The sequence below is a fragment of the Bradyrhizobium genomosp. III genome (assembly GCF_000261705.1).
Taxonomy (GTDB): Bacteria; Pseudomonadota; Alphaproteobacteria; order Rhizobiales; family Xanthobacteraceae; genus Bradyrhizobium; species Bradyrhizobium ottawaense.
In genome coordinates this window covers 54,845-70,339 of sequence record NZ_AJQF01000351.1, presented here as the reverse complement: position 1 = coordinate 70,339, position 15,495 = coordinate 54,845, and the positions used below count along the sequence as shown (strand labels likewise).

Below are 15,495 nucleotides of genomic sequence, written 5' to 3'. Positions count from 1 at the left end.
ACTACTCGTCCAGGATCCAGGTGTCTTTGGTGCCGCCGCCCTGGCTCGAATTCACCACCAGGGAGCCTTCCTTCAGCGCGACGCGTGTCAGGCCGCCCGGCACGATGGTCGTGCTCTTGCTGCCGGTGAGCACGAAGGGGCGCAAATCGACGTGGCGCGGGGCGAGGCCGCTTGCGGTGCAAGTCGGGCAGGTCGAGAGCGCCAGCGTCGGCTGCGCGATGAAACCTTCGGGCTCGCGCTTGAGCTTCTCGCGGAACGCTTCGATCGTCGCCTTCGTCGCGGCGGGCCCGATCAGCATGCCGTAGCCGCCGGAGCCGTGCACCTCCTTGACGACGAGCTCGCTCAAATGATCCAGCACATAGGCGAGGTCCTTCGGCTCGCGGCAGCGCCAGGTCGGCACGTTCTTCAGGATCGGCTCCTCGCCGAGATAGAATTTCACGATGTCCGGCATGTAGGAGTAGATCGCCTTGTCGTCGGCAATCCCGGTGCCGACGGCGTTGGCGAGCGTGATGTTGCCGGCCGCATAGGCCGACATCAGCCCGGGCACGCCGAGCGCGGAATCGGGACGGAAGGTGAGGGGATCGAGGAAGTCGTCGTCGACGCGGCGATAGATCACGTCGACCCGCTTCACGCCCTCGGTCGTCCGCATGAACACTTCGTTGTTCTTGACGATGAGATCGCGGCCCTCGACCAGCTCGATGCCGAGCTTGTCGGCGAGGAATGAGTGCTCGTAATAGGCCGAGTTGTAGACGCCGGGGGTGAGCAGGGCGACCGTCGGCTCGCCCGAGGCGCTGAGCGGCGCGACGGAGCGGAGCGCCGAGAGCAGCTCGTCCGGATAGCGCTCGACCGGCGCCACCTTGTGGCGGGCGAACAGATCCGGAAACAACCGCATCATGATCTCGCGGTTTTCCAGCATGTAGGACACGCCGGACGGCGTGCGCGCATTGTCCTCCAGCACGATGAAGTCGTTGGCATCGACCCGGACGATGTCGATGCCGGCGATGTGCACATAGACGTCGTGCGGCACCTGCTGGCCGTTCATCTCGGGCCGGAACACCGGGTTCTGGAAGATCAGATCGTCGGGCACGATCTCGGCGCGCAGGATGTCGCGGCCATGATAGATGTCGCGCAGGAACATGTTGAGCGCGCGCACGCGCTGCTTCAGGCCCTTCTCCAGCAGTGCCCATTCCTTGCCCGACATGATCCGCGGGATCACGTCGAAGGGGATCAGGCGCTCGGTGGATTCGGCCTCTCCATAGACCGCGAAGGTGATGCCGATGCGGCGGAACAGCAGCTCGGCCTCCTGGCGGCGATATTCAAGCGCCTCGGGAGGCGTCTCCTTGAGCCAGCGCGCCAGCTCCTGGTAGGCGGGGCGAAGGTCCCCGCCCGGAATATTCATTTCATCAAACGCGACTGCCATAGATGCCGACTGTTCTCCGCAAGGCGTTGCGCCAATGGACAGGTCGCCAGGCCCTGGTGAAGCCGCAACGTCCTGACCATGCGGCAAGAGTGCATGACTTTCATGTGGTAGCAAGGGCCGGGCCAGCGCGATAAGCATGGACTGGCAGCATTTGTCGGGGATGGCCGGCGGCTTGCCTGAAAAAATGGCTGAGGACTGCTTATTTCGACAGCAAAACCGCGTGACTTCAACGCGTTACCTCGGCAAAGTCGGCGCCACAGGTGAGGGACTTAAGTTATGAGCGAGATCGTCACGGCGGGCATTCTGGTCATTGGGGACGAAATCCTGTCCGGCCGGACCAAGGACAAGAATATCGGCTTCATCGCCGAATACCTGACCAATATCGGCATCGACCTGAAGGAGGTCCGGGTCGTCTCCGATGACGAGTCCGATATCATCGCTGCCTTGGATGCACTGCGGCATCGCTACACCTACGTCTTCACCACCGGTGGCATCGGGCCGACCCATGACGACATCACCGCCGACAGCGTCGCCAAGGCGTTCGGAGTCGGCATCGACCACCATCCGGAGGTGGTCGCCCGTTTCAAGGAGCGCTGGAGCGAGCAGGATCTCAACGAGGCCCGGTTGCGCATGGCCCGCATCCCCGACGGTGCCGAGCTGATCCAGAGCGCGACCATCCTCGCGCCCGGCTTCAAGATCGGCAATGTCATCGTGATGGCCGGCGTGCCCTCGATCATGCAGGCGATGATGGACATCGTCTCGCCCAAGCTGAAATCGGGCGTGCGCATGCTCTCCGAATCGGTCCGCGCCAATGCGCGGGAAGGCGACATCGGCAGCCCCTTGCGCGCGATCGCCGCCGCCCATCCCGACACCATCATCGGCAGCTACCCCTTCATGGACGAAGAGCAGAAGCCGAATACGAACCTCGTGGTGCGCTCGCGCGATGCTGACAAGCTCGCGGCAGCCATGAGCGCGGTGAAGGAAATGCTGGCAGGATTGAACATCACTCGTTAGCAGGGAATTTGCCGGCAGGCGAAGCAGGAGACGACAATGGCAGGTGAAGCACCGGAACTGAGTGCGCAGGAGCGGGCGGGCAGGGCCTTCCCGGTCTCGTGGGACCAGTTCCACCGCGACTGTCGGGCGCTGACCTGGCGGCTCAACGAGGTCGGCCCGTTCCACGCCGTGATCGCGATCACCCGCGGCGGCCTGGTGCCGGCCGCGATCGTGGCGCGCGAGCTCGGCGTGCGCATCATCGATACGGTCTGCGTCGCCAGCTACGACCACGACAAGCAGGGGGACCTCCAGGTTCTCAAGGGTATTTCGGAACAGGCCATGAAGCTTGGTGGTGGCACTGGCAAGGGGTTGTTGATCGTCGACGATCTCGTCGACACCGGCAAGACCGGCAAGCTGGTGCGCGAGATGCTGCCCGACGCGCATTTCGCCACCGTCTACGCCAAGCCGAAGGGCCGCCCGCTGGTCGACACTTTCATCACGGAAGTCTCGCAGGATACCTGGATCTTCTTCCCCTGGGACACCGCGCTGTCCTACCACCCGCCGCTCCGCGACGGCGCGGCGTGACCAAGTGGGAATGGCGGGGGGCGAATGGCGAGTAGTGAATCCCCAATTCGCAATTCCCCATTCGCCACTCGCCCGCTCCAAAACCGCGTCACACCGCTCGGCGACATCATCGCCACCCCGCATCGCGGCACGTTCACCGGCAATCGCGGCATCATCCACGATCCCGCGACGAAGACGCTCCTGAAGAAGCGCTGGTCGTCGCCGGCCTGGATCACATGCCTGTGCGAATTCCGCGGCTGGCGCCGGCCGGTGATGGCGCGGCGGAGCTGGACCGAGCTGTTCTTTCTCGACGAGGCCACCGCCTTTGCCGCAGGTCACCGGCCCTGCTTCTTCTGCCGGCGCGAGGATGCCAACCGCTTTCGCGCGGCGTGGGAGAGGGGTAATGGCGTGAGCAAGGTGAGTGCGAAGGCGATGGACGCCCAGCTCCACCTCGAGCGTCTGGATCATGGCCGCAAGCGCCTGCACGCAGTGCCGGTGCCGCTCGCAGAATTGCCCGACGGCGCGATGGTTCAACGGGGCGAGGAGAGCTTTCTGGTGGTGCAGGGAAGGGCGCTGTTATGGTCGCCAGCCGGCTATGCCCCCGCCGAGCGCGAGCTGGAGAGCCCAATGCTGCTGACGCCCCCGTCCACGCTGCGTGCGCTGAACGCTGGATATCAACCGGCGCTGCATCCGACCGCGCTGGACTAGCAGGGCGGCCTGCGGATCCCAGCCGTCACCCGAGCTTCTCGCGCGCCAGCGCGGCACCGGCGCCGAGCGCCATCAGCTTGGCTTCGGCGATCTCGCGCCGCATCGGGGCCATGCCGCAATTGGTGGTGGCGATGATGTTGCTCTTGGGCACGAATTTCGACACCGCGTCGATCACCTTCACGACATCCTCCGCAGTCTCCACCGTGTCGCTCGCAACGTCGATCACGCCGGCCTGCACGATCTTGTTCTTGAGCAGCGCCAGCAGATCGAGCGGCACTTTCGAATTGCGGCATTCGATCGCGACCTGCTGGATCGGGCTGGCGTCGATCGCCGGAAAGATCTGCTCATACTGCCGCCATTGGCTGGCTAACGTTTCCTTCCAGTCGGTGTTGGCCTTGATGCCGTAGCCGTAGCAGATGTGCACGGCGGTGGCGCAGGTGAGGCCCTGCGCGGCGCGCTCCAGCGCCTTGATGCCCCAATCGTTGACCTCGTCCATGTAGACATTGAAGGCGGGCTCGTCGAACTGCACGAGATCGACGCCGTCGGCCTGCAGCGCCCGGGCCTCCTCGTTGAGCAACTCGGCAAAGGCAAACGCCATCTTGACGCGATCGCCATAGTAGCGGTCGGCAATGGTGTCGATGATGGTCATCGGGCCGGGCAGGGTGAACTTCAGCTTCCTCTTCGTGTGCGTGCGCGCCGCGCGCGCCTCGAAGGCATGGACGCGGCCCTTGAGCCGGAGCGGGGCGACCACCTGCGGCACCATCGCCTTGTAGCGGTCCTTGCGGATGCCCATCTCGACCTTGTGCGCGAAATCGATGCCGTCGATCTTCTCCAGAAAACCGTGCACGAAATGCTGGCGGGCCTGCTCGCCCTCGGTGAGGATGTCGATTCCGGCGTCCTCCTGGATCTTCAGCCAGATCAATGTCGCGTCGCGCTTGGCGCGGAGCAACTCCTCGCCCTGTGACTTCCAGGGCGCCCAGAGCATATTGGGTTCGGCAAGCCATTCCGGCTTCGGCAGGGAGCCGGCGATCGTGGTTGGAAACAGCATGGCGGCCCTCCCGGCAGGTTGTGTTGCGCCCCTTCCTGCCATGTCCTAACGTCGAGGTACAGAACAACAAAAGTCGTTATTTTAGCTGGCGGCATCGACAGGGAAGGCCAAAGGATGCCGAGGGAAAGGTCATGATCGATCTCCATTACGCGCCGACGCCGAACGGCTGGAAAATCTCGATCATGCTGGAAGAGCTCGGACTTCCCTATACGGTGAAGCCCGTCGACATCCGCGCCGGCGAGCAGTTCAGTCCCGAGTTTCTGGCGATCTCCCCGAACAACCGCATCCCCGCGATCGTCGATCACGCACCCGCCGACGGTGGCAGCCCGTTCCCGGTGTTCGAGACCGGCGCAATTCTGATTTATCTCGCGGAAAAGACCGGCCGCTTCCTGGCCGCCGACTTGCGCGGGCGTTCCGCCACAATTCAATGGGTGATGTGGCAGATGGCCGGCCTCGGGCCGATGCTCGGCCAGCACGGGCATTTTGCGCTCTATGCGGCGGAGAAGATCCCCTATGCGATCGAGCGCTACCGCGACGAGGCGGCCCGGCTCTACGGCGTGCTCGATCGGCAGCTGGAGAAGACCGGCGCATATGTCGCCGGCGACTATTCCATTGCCGACATCGCCTGCTTCCCCTGGACCATGACCCACAAGGCGCAGGGCTTTACGCTCGACCACTATCCGAACGTCAAACGCTGGTATGCCGAGGTCCGCGCCAGGCCGCAGGTGCAGGCGGGGCTTGCGATCGGAAAATTCGTGAAAGAGCCGTTCGACGAGGAATCACGCAAGATCATGTTCGGCCAAAGGGCTAAGGAAGTGTTGGGAAGGAAGTGACGGCCACGCCGTCATTCCGGGGCGCGACGAAGTCGCGAGCTATGGTGCGCAATTGCGCACCCGAGAATCCATCGGGCCGCAGAGCCAGGAGCGAATGGTTTCCGGGCTCGCGCCCAAGAGGGCGCGCCCCGAAATGACGAGAGCAAAGGAAACGCCATGATCGAATTCTTCTTCGACTGCTCCAGCCCCTGGACCTATCTCGCCTTCCACAACATCCGGCCGCTCGCCAAGGAGCTGGGCGTCGAGATCGTCTGGCGGCCGATCCTGGTCGGCGGCATCTTCAACACGGTCAATCCGAGCGTCTACGCGCAGCGCGAGACGCCGGTGCCGCTGAAGGCGCGCTACATGAAGAAGGATCTTCAGGACTGGTCGCGGTCGGCTGGCCTTGCGATCAAGATGCCCCCGACGGTGTTTCCGGTGAACAGCGTCAAGGCGATGCGCGGCTGCATCTGGCTGGCCGCGGACATGGTGCCGTTCGCGACCGCCGTGTTCGATGCCTATTGGGGCGAGGACAAGGATATCTCGCAGGACTCCGTGCTCGCCGAGATCTGCAGGAAGGTCGGCATCGACGAGCCGAAATTCTTCGCCGGCATCGCCGAGCAAGCGATCAAGGATCAGCTCAAGGCGAATACGGAAGAGGTCGTCGCGCGCGGCGGCTTCGGCTCGCCGACGATTTTCGTCAACAAGACCGACATGTATTTCGGCAATGACCGGCTGCCGCTGATCCGCGAGGCGCTCAAGCGCAGCAAGGCGAGTGCGGCCTGATGGTGCGCGCCGTCGTCTGCCACTCGCTCGGCGAGCCCGAAACCTTGCGGCTGGAAGAGTTTCCGTCGCGCGCCCTAAAGCCGGGCGAGGTGCGGGTCGCGATTCGCGCGGCCGGGCTGAATTTTCCTGATGTGCTGATGGCCGCCGGCCAATATCAGCTCAAGCCGGAGCTGCCGTTCACGCCCGGCATGGAAGCTGCCGGTGACGTGACCGAATTGGGTGCGGAGGCGAAGGGCGTTTCTGTTGGCGACAAGGTCATCGTGAAGATGCGGCACGGCGCATTCACCGACGAAGCCATCGTCGCGCCGTCGCAGCTCACCCTTAAGCCGTCGACGTTCGACTACGCCGAGGCTGCGACTTATCTTGCCGGCCATGGCACGGCCTATCATGCGCTGATCGATCGCGGCCGGATCGAGCCGGGAGAGGTGCTGCTGGTGCATGGCGCCGGCGGCGGCACGGGACTGGCGGCCGTCGAGATCGGCAAGATGCTGGGCGCGACCGTGATCGCGACGGCGTCCAGCGACGAGAAGCTCGCCATCGCCAAGGCCCGCGGCGCCGATCATCTCGTCCGCTATGACCGCGAGCCGTTTCGCGACGCCGTTAAACGCATCACCGACGGTCGCGGCGCGGACGTCGTGTTCGATCCCGTCGGCGGTCAGGTTTTTGAAGACTCGATGCGCTGCATCGCCTGGGGCGCGCGGCTGCTGGTGATCGGCTTCACCGGCGGCATCGGCTCGGCCAAGACCAACCTCCTGCTGATCAAGGGCGCCAGCGTGCTCGGCGTGCGCGCTGGCGAGGCGGTACGAAAGAACCCTGCGCTGGGAGAGGCGCGCCTGAAGGCGCTGCTGCAATGGGCGGAGGAGGGCAAGCTGCGCCCCAACGTTTCGCATCGCCTGCCGCTGGAAGGTTACGCGAAGGCAATGCGGCTCTTGATGGACCGCAAGGCAATCGGGCGTGTGGCGCTGATGATGGAGTGAAAGTGCCGTAGGGTGGGCAAAGGCGCTCTTGCGCCGTGCCCACCATCTCTCTCGATGGCGAAAAGTGCGTGGGCACGCTTCGCTTTGCCCACCCTACGAGAGCGTCACTTGTACTCCCGTTCCGTCCACCACGGGAAATAGTCCGGCATATCGCTGGACACCTTGTTCTTGAACTGCGCGGGGCGCTTTTCCAGGAACGACACCACGCCTTCCTTGACGTCGTCGGAGCGGCCGCGGGCGTAGATGCCGCGGCTGTCGACCTTGTGGGCTTCCATGGGATCGTCGGCGCCCATCATGCGCCACATCATCTGGCGGATCAGCGCGACCGACACCGGTGCGGTCTTCGCCGCGAATTCCTTGGCGAGCGCGCGGGCGGTCGGCAGGAGATCGTCAGGGGCGACGACCTTGCTGACGAGACGACCCGCCAGTGCCTCCTGCGCCGGGAAGACGCGGCCCGAATAGCACCATTCCAGCGCCTGCGAGATGCCGACGATGCGCGGCAGGAACCAGCTCGAGGCCGCCTCCGGCACGATGCCGCGCTGGGAGAACACGAAGCCGAACCGCGCGGCATCCGAAGCGATGCGGATGTCCATCGCGAGCTGCATGGTGACGCCGATACCGACCGCAGGGCCGTTCACTGCGGCGATGACGGGCTTGAGGCACTTGAAGATGCGCAAGGTCACCTGGCCGCCGCCGTCGCGCACCTGCGGATCGCTGTAGTCCACCTTGCCGTCGGCGAAACGTTTGACGGGGCCGCGCCGCGCGTCGCGGTCGAACGTGTCGGCGCCGGACGACAGATCCGCGCCCGCGCAAAAACCGCGGCCGGCGCCGGTGACGATAATGGCGCGGACGTTGTCGTCCTTGTCGGCGGCGTCGAACGCGTCGATCAGCTCTCCTTGCATCTGCGCGTTGAAGGCGTTGAGCTTGTCGGGCCGATTCAGCGTGATGGTGAGAATCTGCTCGGCGACCTCGTATTTGATCGTCTCATACGCCATGGCGGTTTCCTTCCTTGTTTCTTTATCGGTCTCTCTACCACGTCATTCCGGGGCGCGCGAAGCGCGAGCCCGGAATCCATCTCTCGGCATCAGTAGTGCCGATGAATGGATTCCGGGCTTGCGCCAAGAGGGCGCAACCCGGAATGACGACGGTGCGATTAGTTAGCCGGCGGCTTCGGCCAGGGTCGTTGCGGCCCGCGTAGGCCCTCAAAAGCCTTGGCCATGCCGAGCACGCCGATGTCGTCGAAGCGGCGGCCGACGATCTGCACGCCGATGGGAAAACCCTTGGCGTCGAAGCCGCCGTTGATCGAGATGGCAGGGTTCTCCGACATATTCCATGGCACGGTATAGGCGATGTGCTCGAACGGTTTCATGGGGTCGTTGGTCGGCGAGGCCCAGTCCGCCGGATAGTTCACGTTCGGTGCGGTCGGGGAGATCACGTAATCGAGCTCGCAGAACAGCTTCGACGCCGCCGCGCGGATTGCCATGGTCTGGTTGAAGCCGCGGATGACATCCACGCCCGACAGCTTTGCGCCGGATGCGCCCCATTTGAAGATATAAGGCAGCACCTTCGCCTGCTCGGCCGGCGTCAACCTGGCCAGATCATCCCACATCCGCGCGCGCCAAAAGTTGTCGAGGCCGTCGAGCATCTCGCGGGTGAGGATGCCGTCGACCTCGGTCACGACGCTGCCCGCGGATTCGAACGCTTTCGCCGCCTTCACCGCGACCTCGCGCACTGGTTTCTGCAGCGCCAGGCCGCAGCCGGGATCAAGCATCAACCCGATGCGGAGTTTGCGCGGAGACTTCTCTGCTCCCTTCCAGTTCAGCGGCTCGGCGGGCAGGCTCATGCCGTCGCGCCGGTCGGGCTTTGCGATCACGCTCATCATCAGCGCGCAATCGTCGACTGTGCGGGTCATCGGACCGGCGACGCGGCCGACATAGGTGGGGTCGATCGGCACGCGGCCGAAGCTCGGCTTCAATCCGACGAGGCCGCACCAGCCCGCGGGCAGGCGGACCGAGCCGCCGATATCGGTGCCGAGATGCAGCGGACCGTAGCCGGCCGCGGCCGCAGCGCCTGCGCCCGCGCTGGAGCCGCCGGGATTCTTCGAGAGATCCCAAGGATTGCGCGCGAGTGCGTGGAAACTGGAGAGTCCGGACGACAGCATGCCGTAATCGGGCATGGTGGTCTTGGCGAAGATGACCGCGCCGGCCTCGCGCAGGCGCGCGGCGGGCGGGGCATCCTTCTCGGCCGGCACGAGCTTGACGCTGGCAGCGCCCAGCGGCACCGGCACGCCCTTGGTCGCGATGTTGTCCTTCACCGTGACCGGCACGCCGTCGAGCGCGCCGGACGGCTCGCCGCCGGTCCAGCGCGCGGTCGAGGCCTTGGCGGCCTCGCGTGCGCCGTCGGGATCGAACGCATAGAGCGCCTTCAGATGCGGCTCCCACGCAGCGACATGCGTGAGCAAATCCTCCAGCACCTCGCTCGGCGAGAACTGCTTGGCGCGATAGCCCGCGATCAGATCGACCGCGGACAGATCGTGCAGCGAGGTGACGGCATCTTCGACGCTCTTCTTATGCATCGCTAGCCCACCGGCATGCGCGTTTCGATGATCCGGGCGAACATGCTGGCGCCGATCGGCAGGATCTTGTCGTCGAGCACGAAGCCGGGATTGTGCACGGGCACGTTGCCATCATGGCCGACCCAGAAATAGGCGCCGGGAATGGTCTCCAGCATGTCGGCGAAATCCTCGCTGCCCATCTTGGGCTGGGCGCGGGTGATCACGTTGGCGGGGTCGACGATGGTGCGCGCGACGTCCTCGACCACCTTGGACTGCTCGACCTGGTTGACCAGCACGCCGAAGGTGTCGCGGATGTCGACGTCGATCACACACTGGTAGGCGCTTGCGATGCCTGCGCAGATGGTGCGGATGCGTTCGCTGACCAGGGTGCGAACTTCCTTCGAAAAGGTGCGGATGGTGCCGCAAAGATGCGCGTCGCCGGGAATGACGTTGTAGGCGGAGCCCGCGTGGATCTGGGTGATCGACACCACCGCGGCCTGCAGCGGCTCGACGTTGCGGCTGACGATGGTCTGGATCGCCTGCGCCAGCGTGGTCGCGATAATCACCGCGTCCTTGGAGCGCTCGGGCATCGCGCCATGCGCGCCATAGCCGGTGATGCGCAGGTCGAAGAAGTCGGCGCTGGCCATCGCCGGGCCCGGCAGGATCGCGATCTCGCCGTGGTTGAGGTCGGGAGCGTTGTGCAGGCCGTACAGCTCGTCGCAGGGGAATTTTTCGAACAGCCCGTCCTTGATCATCGCGCGGGCGCCGCCGAGGCCTTCCTCGGCCGGCTGGAAGATCAGGTGCACGGTGCCGTCGAAGTTCTTGGTCTCGGCGAGGTAGCGCGCGGTGCCGAGCAGCATGGTGGTGTGGCCGTCATGACCGCAGCCGTGGAAGCGGCCGGGGATTTTCGAGCTCCACTTCAGATTGGTGTTCTCTTCCATCGGCAGCGCGTCCATGTCGGCGCGGAGGCCAATGCGCTTGTTGCCCGAACCCTTGCCCTTGATCACGCCGATCACGCCGGTGCCGCCGAGACCGCGATGCACCTCGATGCCCCAGCTCTTCAGCTTGTCGGCGACGATGCCGGAGGTGCGCACTTCCTCGAATCCGATCTCGGGATGGGCGTGCAGGTCGCGGCGGATGGCGGTGAGCTCGTCGGCGTAACCGTCGATGCGGTCGATCGTGGGCATGGGTTCTGTCCAGTTAGCTTGAGGGAGGCGAGAAAACGGGGCCGTTCGGCTTGATGCGAATGCCCGGCCGCAAACGCGTCCAGGGCAGGGTGGCGGTGTCGGCCGGCATCGCGCCGGGCGCGGCGCAGATCATCAGCTTTTCCGCGATCGGCTCGAAATCGGCGCGGAAGTGCACCGAGCTCTTGTTGACCAGAATCTTCTGTTCGGTCGGCTCGATGCCGACATAGCGGTACATCGCCTGGTCGGCGAGCTGCGCCTTGTGCGAGGAGACGACGACGCGGACGTCGCCGATGCGCAAGGCTGCCGAGGGACCCATCTCCATCTCGCGGCCGCCATAGTAAGGGCCCGGCGCGATGAAGCGGCCGTCGGACAGCTTTTCGACCACGAAGGTCTCGCGATAGGGCTCGTCGCCGGGGATGCCTGACTTGCCGCCGAGCGACAGCGTCACGGTGGCACCGACGCCGGCATCATGCGCGGCCTTGGCCGAGACGGGATCGTAGATCGCGCCAGTCGCGGCGCTCGCTCTGTTGCGCACCAGCGCGCGCAGCATGCCTGTGGTGTCGGAATCGCCGCCGGCGCCGGGATTGTCCTGGGTGTCGGCGATGATGATCGGCTTGCTCGCGCTCTTTGAAAGTTCCATGGCGTGGCGCACGCCCTCGTCGGGCGACCAGATCTTGCCGTCGAAATCGTCCTCGTGGCTTTCGATCAGCTTCACGATCGCGTCGGCGGCGCGGTCGGCATCCGCTTGCGTCCTGCCATAGGCGAACACGCTGGGGCCGCAATCGCGGAAATCGGCGGCGGGAAAGCCCGGCGCGAAAGACAGCGTCGGAACCGCATCGCTCTCCAGCGCGGCGAGCTGTTCGTAGATGCCTTTGGTCGGCTGGTCGTTGGTGCATTGCCAGCTGATCGGGATCAGGAACGGCAATTGCCGGAACGATTTGGCAAAGCGCTGCTTGGACTTGAGCAGCAGCGCGAGATGTCGCGCAGAGGCGCGGCCGGTCTCGGCCATGTCGACATGGGGGTAGGTGCGGTAGGCGATCAGCGCGTCGGCATGCGCGATCATTTCGGGCGTGACGTTGGCGTGCAGGTCGAGGCTGGTAACCAGCGGAACATCGTTGCCGATGACGCGGCGCACGCGCGCCAGTATCTCGCCTTCGCCGTCGTCGAGATGCTCGGTCACCATCGCGCCGTGCAGGTCGAGATAGACCGCATCGAGCGGGCCGGCAGCTTTGATGCCGTCGACCATCACCTTCACGATGCGCTCGAAGGCGTCCCTGGTGACGTGCGCCGACGGGCTCGCGCCGCAGGCGATCGTCGGAACAAGTTCCCAACCGTTGGCCTCGGCGCTGTCGACGAAGCCGGCAAGGCCGACATTGATGCGCCGCATCACCTTCAGCACGTCGGCGCCTTCAGTCATCGCCGGCCAGCCGCCGCCATGCTGGAAGTCGGCGAAGGTCGCCTTGGTGGGAGCGAAGGTGTTGGTCTCGTGCAGGAAGCCGCCGACGGCGATGCGTGTCATTCAGTTCAGTCCAATCAATCAAGAGGGCGCGACGTTAGCCTTGGCCCTGCGGCGAGAGCAAGGTGGGACGCACTCGCGCCGCGCATAGGGTCAAGCTGTTTTGGGAATGGTGCTCCGCCGTCCTTCCGGGGCGCGCCCGCTTGGGCGCGAGCCCGGAATCCATCCGACAGACTCTGAGGCGCGATGGATTCTCAGGTGCGCAATTGCGCACCGTAGCTCATCGCTTCGCGATGCCCCGGAATGACAGCGGTGAGTGTCGCTACGCCGTGGCCGCCACGCCCTCTGCCACCGGCCGGAAGTTCGCAAAATCCCAGTCGCGCCCCGGAGCGGCGTCCAGCAGAGCCCTGGTGTAGGCCTCCTTCGGATGCGTCAGCACCTCGGCAGCCGGGCCTTGCTCGACGACGCGGCCGTGCTGCATCACCACGACCTCGTCGCAGATCTGCGCTGCGACACGCAGATCGTGGGTGATGAACAGGATCGCGATGCCGAGACGCTTCTGGATCTCGTCGAAGAGTTCCAGCACCTGCGCCTGCACCGAGACGTCGAGCGCGGAGACGGCCTCATCTGCGACCAGCACGTCCGGATCGAGCGCGAGCGCGCGCGCAATGGCGATGCGCTGGCGCTGGCCGCCGGAGAACTGGTGCGGATAGCGCGATACCGCGTCAGCGGGCAGGCCGACGAGCTCGAGCAGCTCGCGGGCACGTTTCATCGCATCGGCATGCGCGACGCCGTAATTGATCGGGCCCTCCGCAATACTCTCGCCGACGGTGACGCGCGGGTTGAGCGAGCGATAGGGATCCTGGAACACGATCTGGATCTTTTGCCGGTGCGGCTGCAGCAGGCGACGCGAGATGCCGGCGATCTCGCGGCCGGCGAGGCGCACGCCGCCGGAGGTCGGATCGATCAGGCGGACGATGCAGCGCGCCACGGTCGACTTGCCGGAGCCGCTTTCGCCGACGATGCCGAGCGTGCGGCCCTTGCGCAGCGTCAGCGTCACCTTGTCGGCGGCGACGACCTCGCGGCCTTTGCCGAAGAAGGCGCGCTCTTTATAGACCTTGCTGAGGTCGTTGGCCTCCAGCACCACCGGCTCGCGGCTCTCCTCGCGCGGCGGCCGCGGCACCAGGCTCGGCACCGCCGAGAGCAGGTTGCGGGTGTATTCCATGGTCGGATTGCGCAGCACGGTCTCGAGCGGGCCGGTTTCGACCAGCCGGCCCTGCCGCATCACCGCGACGCGGTCGGCGATCTCGGCGACCACGCCCATGTCGTGGGTGATGAACAGCACGGCCGTGCCGTGATCGCGCTGGAGCTCGCGGATCAGGGACAGGATTTGCTTCTGCGTGGTGACGTCGAGCGCGGTCGTCGGCTCGTCCGCGATCAAGAGCTTCGGCTCCAGCACCAGCGCCATCGCGATCATGATGCGCTGGCGCTGGCCGCCGGAAAGGCGGTGCGGGTAGGAGGCGAAGATGCGCTCGACCTGGGGCAGGTGGACCTGTTCCATCATGTCGAGGATGCGCTTCTTCCGGGCCCTGGCGTCGAGATTGGTATGCGCGCGCAGCACCTCGTCGATCTGCCGGCCGACCGGCACCACCGGATTGAGCGCGGTCATCGGTTCCTGGAAGATCATCGCCATCTGCGTGGCGCGGAGCTGGCGCAAGCGGCGGTCGGTCGCGGTGAGCAGCTCTTCGCCGACCAGCTTGATGCTGCCGGCGGTCGGAACCAGCGTGCCCTTCGGCAAGAGGCCCATCGTGGTCAGCGAGGTCACCGACTTGCCCGAGCCGCTTTCGCCAACGAGGCACAGCGTCTCGCGCTCGCGGACCTGGATCGAGATGCCGTCGATGATCTTTGGGCCGCCCGGCTTCTTGCCGACGGAGACGACGAGGTTGTTGATGTCGAGGACGGTGTTGGTCATCAGGTCACTCCATCGTCATTGCGAGGAGCGAAGCGACGAAGCAATCCAGAAGTCCTTCCGCGGATGCAGACTGGATTGCTTGGCTTCGCTCGCAATGACGGAATAAGGGGCAGGGCCGGCGAGACAAATCACTTGCCTTCCCGCTGCTTCATGCGCGGATCGAGTGCGTCGCGGGCGGCGTCGCCGATCAGATTGATGCTGAGGATGGCGATCGAGAGCAGAAGGCCCGGCCAGAAGATCAGCGACGGCTTGATCTGGAAGTACTGGCGGCCCTCGGCCATGATGTTGCCCCAGGTCGGCGTCTCCGGCGAGATGCCGGCGCCGAGGAAGGAGAGGATCGCCTCGGTGAGGATGGCGCTGGCGCAGATATAGGTGCCCTGGACGATCAGCGGCGCCACCGTATTCGGCATCAGATGCCGCCACATGATCTTCGGCAAGGACGAGCCGACCGAGATCGCCGCCTCGACGTAAGGCTCCTCGCGCGCCGACAGCACGACCGAGCGGACCAGGCGCGCCACGCGCGGAATCTCGGGGATCGTGATCGCGATCAGCACGGTCCAGAGGCTGGCACCGGACAGCGACACCACGGCGATCGCGAGCAGGATGCTCGGCATCGCCATCAGGCCGTCCATGACCCGCATCAGCACGGCATCGACCAGCTTGAAGAAGCCGGAGACGAGGCCGATCGCAAGGCCGATGACGATCGACAGGATCGCCGAGCCGATACCGATCAGCAGCGAGATGCGGCCGCCATAGACGACGCGCGACAACAGGTCACGACCATAGGCATCGGTGCCGAGCAGGAATTGCGCGGACGACGGCTTGAGCCGTTGCGACGGCGCGAGCTGGATCGGATCATGCGGCGCGATCAGCGGCGCCAGGATCGAGATCAGGATGATCAGTGCGAGCAAGACTGTCGCCGTGGCGATGATCGGCGTCGAGGTGAGGAAGCCGAAGCGCGGCCGCAGCGGCGACGTGATCGGAATGGAGGACTGGGGAAGGGTATCGACCGACATGT

The 15,495-nt window shown here is 65.3% G+C and carries 14 protein-coding genes; 6 read left to right on the top strand and 8 right to left on the bottom strand.

Annotated features, from left to right (window positions below; translation table 11 throughout):
- Window position 1: 1 nt before the first annotated feature.
- Window positions 2–1,420, bottom strand: a complete 1,419-nt coding sequence (locus tag IC66_RS0128425) for a circularly permuted type 2 ATP-grasp protein (protein WP_038949939.1) — start codon at window positions 1,418–1,420, stop codon at window positions 2–4.
- A gap of 276 nt (window positions 1,421–1,696) precedes the next feature.
- Between IC66_RS0128425 and IC66_RS0128420 the strand changes: the two genes are divergently transcribed.
- From IC66_RS0128420 to IC66_RS0128410, 3 genes are read left to right on the top strand one after another with little or no spacing between them, the layout of a single operon-like run.
- Complete coding sequence (locus IC66_RS0128420) at window positions 1,697–2,434, top strand: competence/damage-inducible protein A (protein ID WP_038949938.1); 738 nt, start codon at window positions 1,697–1,699, stop codon at window positions 2,432–2,434.
- 36 nt (window positions 2,435–2,470) lie between these two features.
- Window positions 2,471–2,998 carry a xanthine phosphoribosyltransferase gene (gene gpt / locus IC66_RS0128415; protein WP_028141188.1) on the top strand — a complete coding sequence of 176 codons (528 nt, stop codon included), beginning with the start codon at window positions 2,471–2,473 and terminating at the stop codon, window positions 2,996–2,998.
- Window positions 2,999–3,022: 24 nt separating this feature from the next.
- Window positions 3,023–3,685, top strand: coding sequence for a hypothetical protein (locus IC66_RS0128410; protein WP_049806658.1), 663 nt, complete (start codon window positions 3,023–3,025; stop codon window positions 3,683–3,685).
- Window positions 3,686–3,710: 25 nt separating this feature from the next.
- On the opposite strand, the gene IC66_RS0128405 is transcribed toward IC66_RS0128410, so the two are convergent.
- Window positions 3,711–4,733 (bottom strand): methionine synthase, encoded by a 1,023-nt coding sequence (locus IC66_RS0128405; protein ID WP_038949936.1) that lies wholly within the window; start codon window positions 4,731–4,733, stop codon window positions 3,711–3,713.
- Window positions 4,734–4,864: 131 nt separating this feature from the next.
- On the opposite strand from IC66_RS0128405, the gene IC66_RS0128400 reads away from it, so the two are divergent.
- From IC66_RS0128400 to IC66_RS0128390, 3 genes are all read left to right on the top strand, one after another.
- Window positions 4,865–5,566, top strand: a complete 702-nt coding sequence (locus IC66_RS0128400; protein ID WP_038949935.1) for a glutathione S-transferase N-terminal domain-containing protein — start codon at window positions 4,865–4,867, stop codon at window positions 5,564–5,566.
- Window positions 5,567–5,722: 156 nt separating this feature from the next.
- Window positions 5,723–6,331: a 2-hydroxychromene-2-carboxylate isomerase gene (locus IC66_RS0128395; RefSeq protein WP_038949934.1), complete on the top strand. Its 609-nt coding sequence runs from the start codon at window positions 5,723–5,725 to the stop codon at window positions 6,329–6,331.
- Window positions 6,331–7,308: an NADPH:quinone oxidoreductase family protein gene (locus IC66_RS0128390; protein ID WP_038949933.1), complete on the top strand. Its 978-nt coding sequence runs from the start codon at window positions 6,331–6,333 to the stop codon at window positions 7,306–7,308. Before IC66_RS0128395 ends, IC66_RS0128390 begins: the two co-directional genes overlap by 1 nt.
- A 104-nt stretch (window positions 7,309–7,412) precedes the next feature.
- Here the strand turns inward: IC66_RS0128390 and IC66_RS0128385 are convergent, their stop codons facing one another.
- The 6 genes from IC66_RS0128385 to IC66_RS0128360 form a co-directional block, all read right to left on the bottom strand.
- A complete protein-coding gene (locus tag IC66_RS0128385; protein ID WP_028141182.1) occupies window positions 7,413–8,303 on the bottom strand; it encodes a crotonase/enoyl-CoA hydratase family protein in 891 nt (296 codons plus the stop codon).
- A gap of 158 nt (window positions 8,304–8,461) precedes the next feature.
- The gene (locus IC66_RS0128380) at window positions 8,462–9,883 is read right to left on the bottom strand and encodes an amidase (RefSeq protein WP_028141181.1); all 1,422 of its coding nucleotides are present in this window, start codon (window positions 9,881–9,883) and stop codon (window positions 8,462–8,464) included.
- A gap of 2 nt (window positions 9,884–9,885) precedes the next feature.
- Window positions 9,886–11,049 (bottom strand): M20 aminoacylase family protein, encoded by a 1,164-nt coding sequence (locus IC66_RS0128375; RefSeq protein ID WP_038949932.1) that lies wholly within the window; start codon window positions 11,047–11,049, stop codon window positions 9,886–9,888.
- Window positions 11,050–11,062: 13 nt separating this feature from the next.
- Window positions 11,063–12,568 (bottom strand): M81 family metallopeptidase, encoded by a 1,506-nt coding sequence (locus IC66_RS0128370; protein WP_038949931.1) that lies wholly within the window; start codon window positions 12,566–12,568, stop codon window positions 11,063–11,065.
- 259 nt (window positions 12,569–12,827) lie between these two features.
- On the bottom strand, window positions 12,828–14,477 hold the full coding sequence (locus IC66_RS0128365; RefSeq protein ID WP_038949930.1) for an ABC transporter ATP-binding protein: 1,650 nt from the start codon (window positions 14,475–14,477) through the stop codon (window positions 12,828–12,830).
- A gap of 128 nt (window positions 14,478–14,605) precedes the next feature.
- Window positions 14,606–15,493: an ABC transporter permease gene (locus IC66_RS0128360; RefSeq protein WP_028141177.1), complete on the bottom strand. Its 888-nt coding sequence runs from the start codon at window positions 15,491–15,493 to the stop codon at window positions 14,606–14,608.
- Window positions 15,494–15,495: the final 2 nt, after the last annotated feature.

Excerpts from the sequence above, each read along its gene's own strand:
- IC66_RS0128425 (WP_038949939.1), bottom strand. The coding sequence starts at position 1,420 with ATGGCAGTCGCGTTTGATGAAATGAATATTCCGGGCGGGGACCTTCGC.
- IC66_RS0128420 (WP_038949938.1), top strand. The coding sequence starts at position 1,697 with ATGAGCGAGATCGTCACGGCGGGCATTCTGGTCATTGGGGACGAAATC.
- gpt (WP_028141188.1), top strand. The coding sequence starts at position 2,471 with ATGGCAGGTGAAGCACCGGAACTGAGTGCGCAGGAGCGGGCGGGCAGG.
- IC66_RS0128410 (WP_049806658.1), top strand. The coding sequence starts at position 3,023 with ATGGCGAGTAGTGAATCCCCAATTCGCAATTCCCCATTCGCCACTCGC.
- IC66_RS0128405 (WP_038949936.1), bottom strand. The coding sequence starts at position 4,733 with ATGCTGTTTCCAACCACGATCGCCGGCTCCCTGCCGAAGCCGGAATGG.
- IC66_RS0128400 (WP_038949935.1), top strand. The coding sequence starts at position 4,865 with ATGATCGATCTCCATTACGCGCCGACGCCGAACGGCTGGAAAATCTCG.
- IC66_RS0128395 (WP_038949934.1), top strand. The coding sequence starts at position 5,723 with ATGATCGAATTCTTCTTCGACTGCTCCAGCCCCTGGACCTATCTCGCC.
- IC66_RS0128390 (WP_038949933.1), top strand. The coding sequence starts at position 6,331 with ATGGTGCGCGCCGTCGTCTGCCACTCGCTCGGCGAGCCCGAAACCTTG.
- IC66_RS0128385 (WP_028141182.1), bottom strand. The coding sequence starts at position 8,303 with ATGGCGTATGAGACGATCAAATACGAGGTCGCCGAGCAGATTCTCACC.
- IC66_RS0128380 (WP_028141181.1), bottom strand. The coding sequence starts at position 9,883 with ATGCATAAGAAGAGCGTCGAAGATGCCGTCACCTCGCTGCACGATCTG.
- IC66_RS0128375 (WP_038949932.1), bottom strand. The coding sequence starts at position 11,049 with ATGCCCACGATCGACCGCATCGACGGTTACGCCGACGAGCTCACCGCC.
- IC66_RS0128370 (WP_038949931.1), bottom strand. The coding sequence starts at position 12,568 with ATGACACGCATCGCCGTCGGCGGCTTCCTGCACGAGACCAACACCTTC.
- IC66_RS0128365 (WP_038949930.1), bottom strand. The coding sequence starts at position 14,477 with ATGACCAACACCGTCCTCGACATCAACAACCTCGTCGTCTCCGTCGGC.
- IC66_RS0128360 (WP_028141177.1), bottom strand. The coding sequence starts at position 15,493 with ATGTCGGTCGATACCCTTCCCCAGTCCTCCATTCCGATCACGTCGCCG.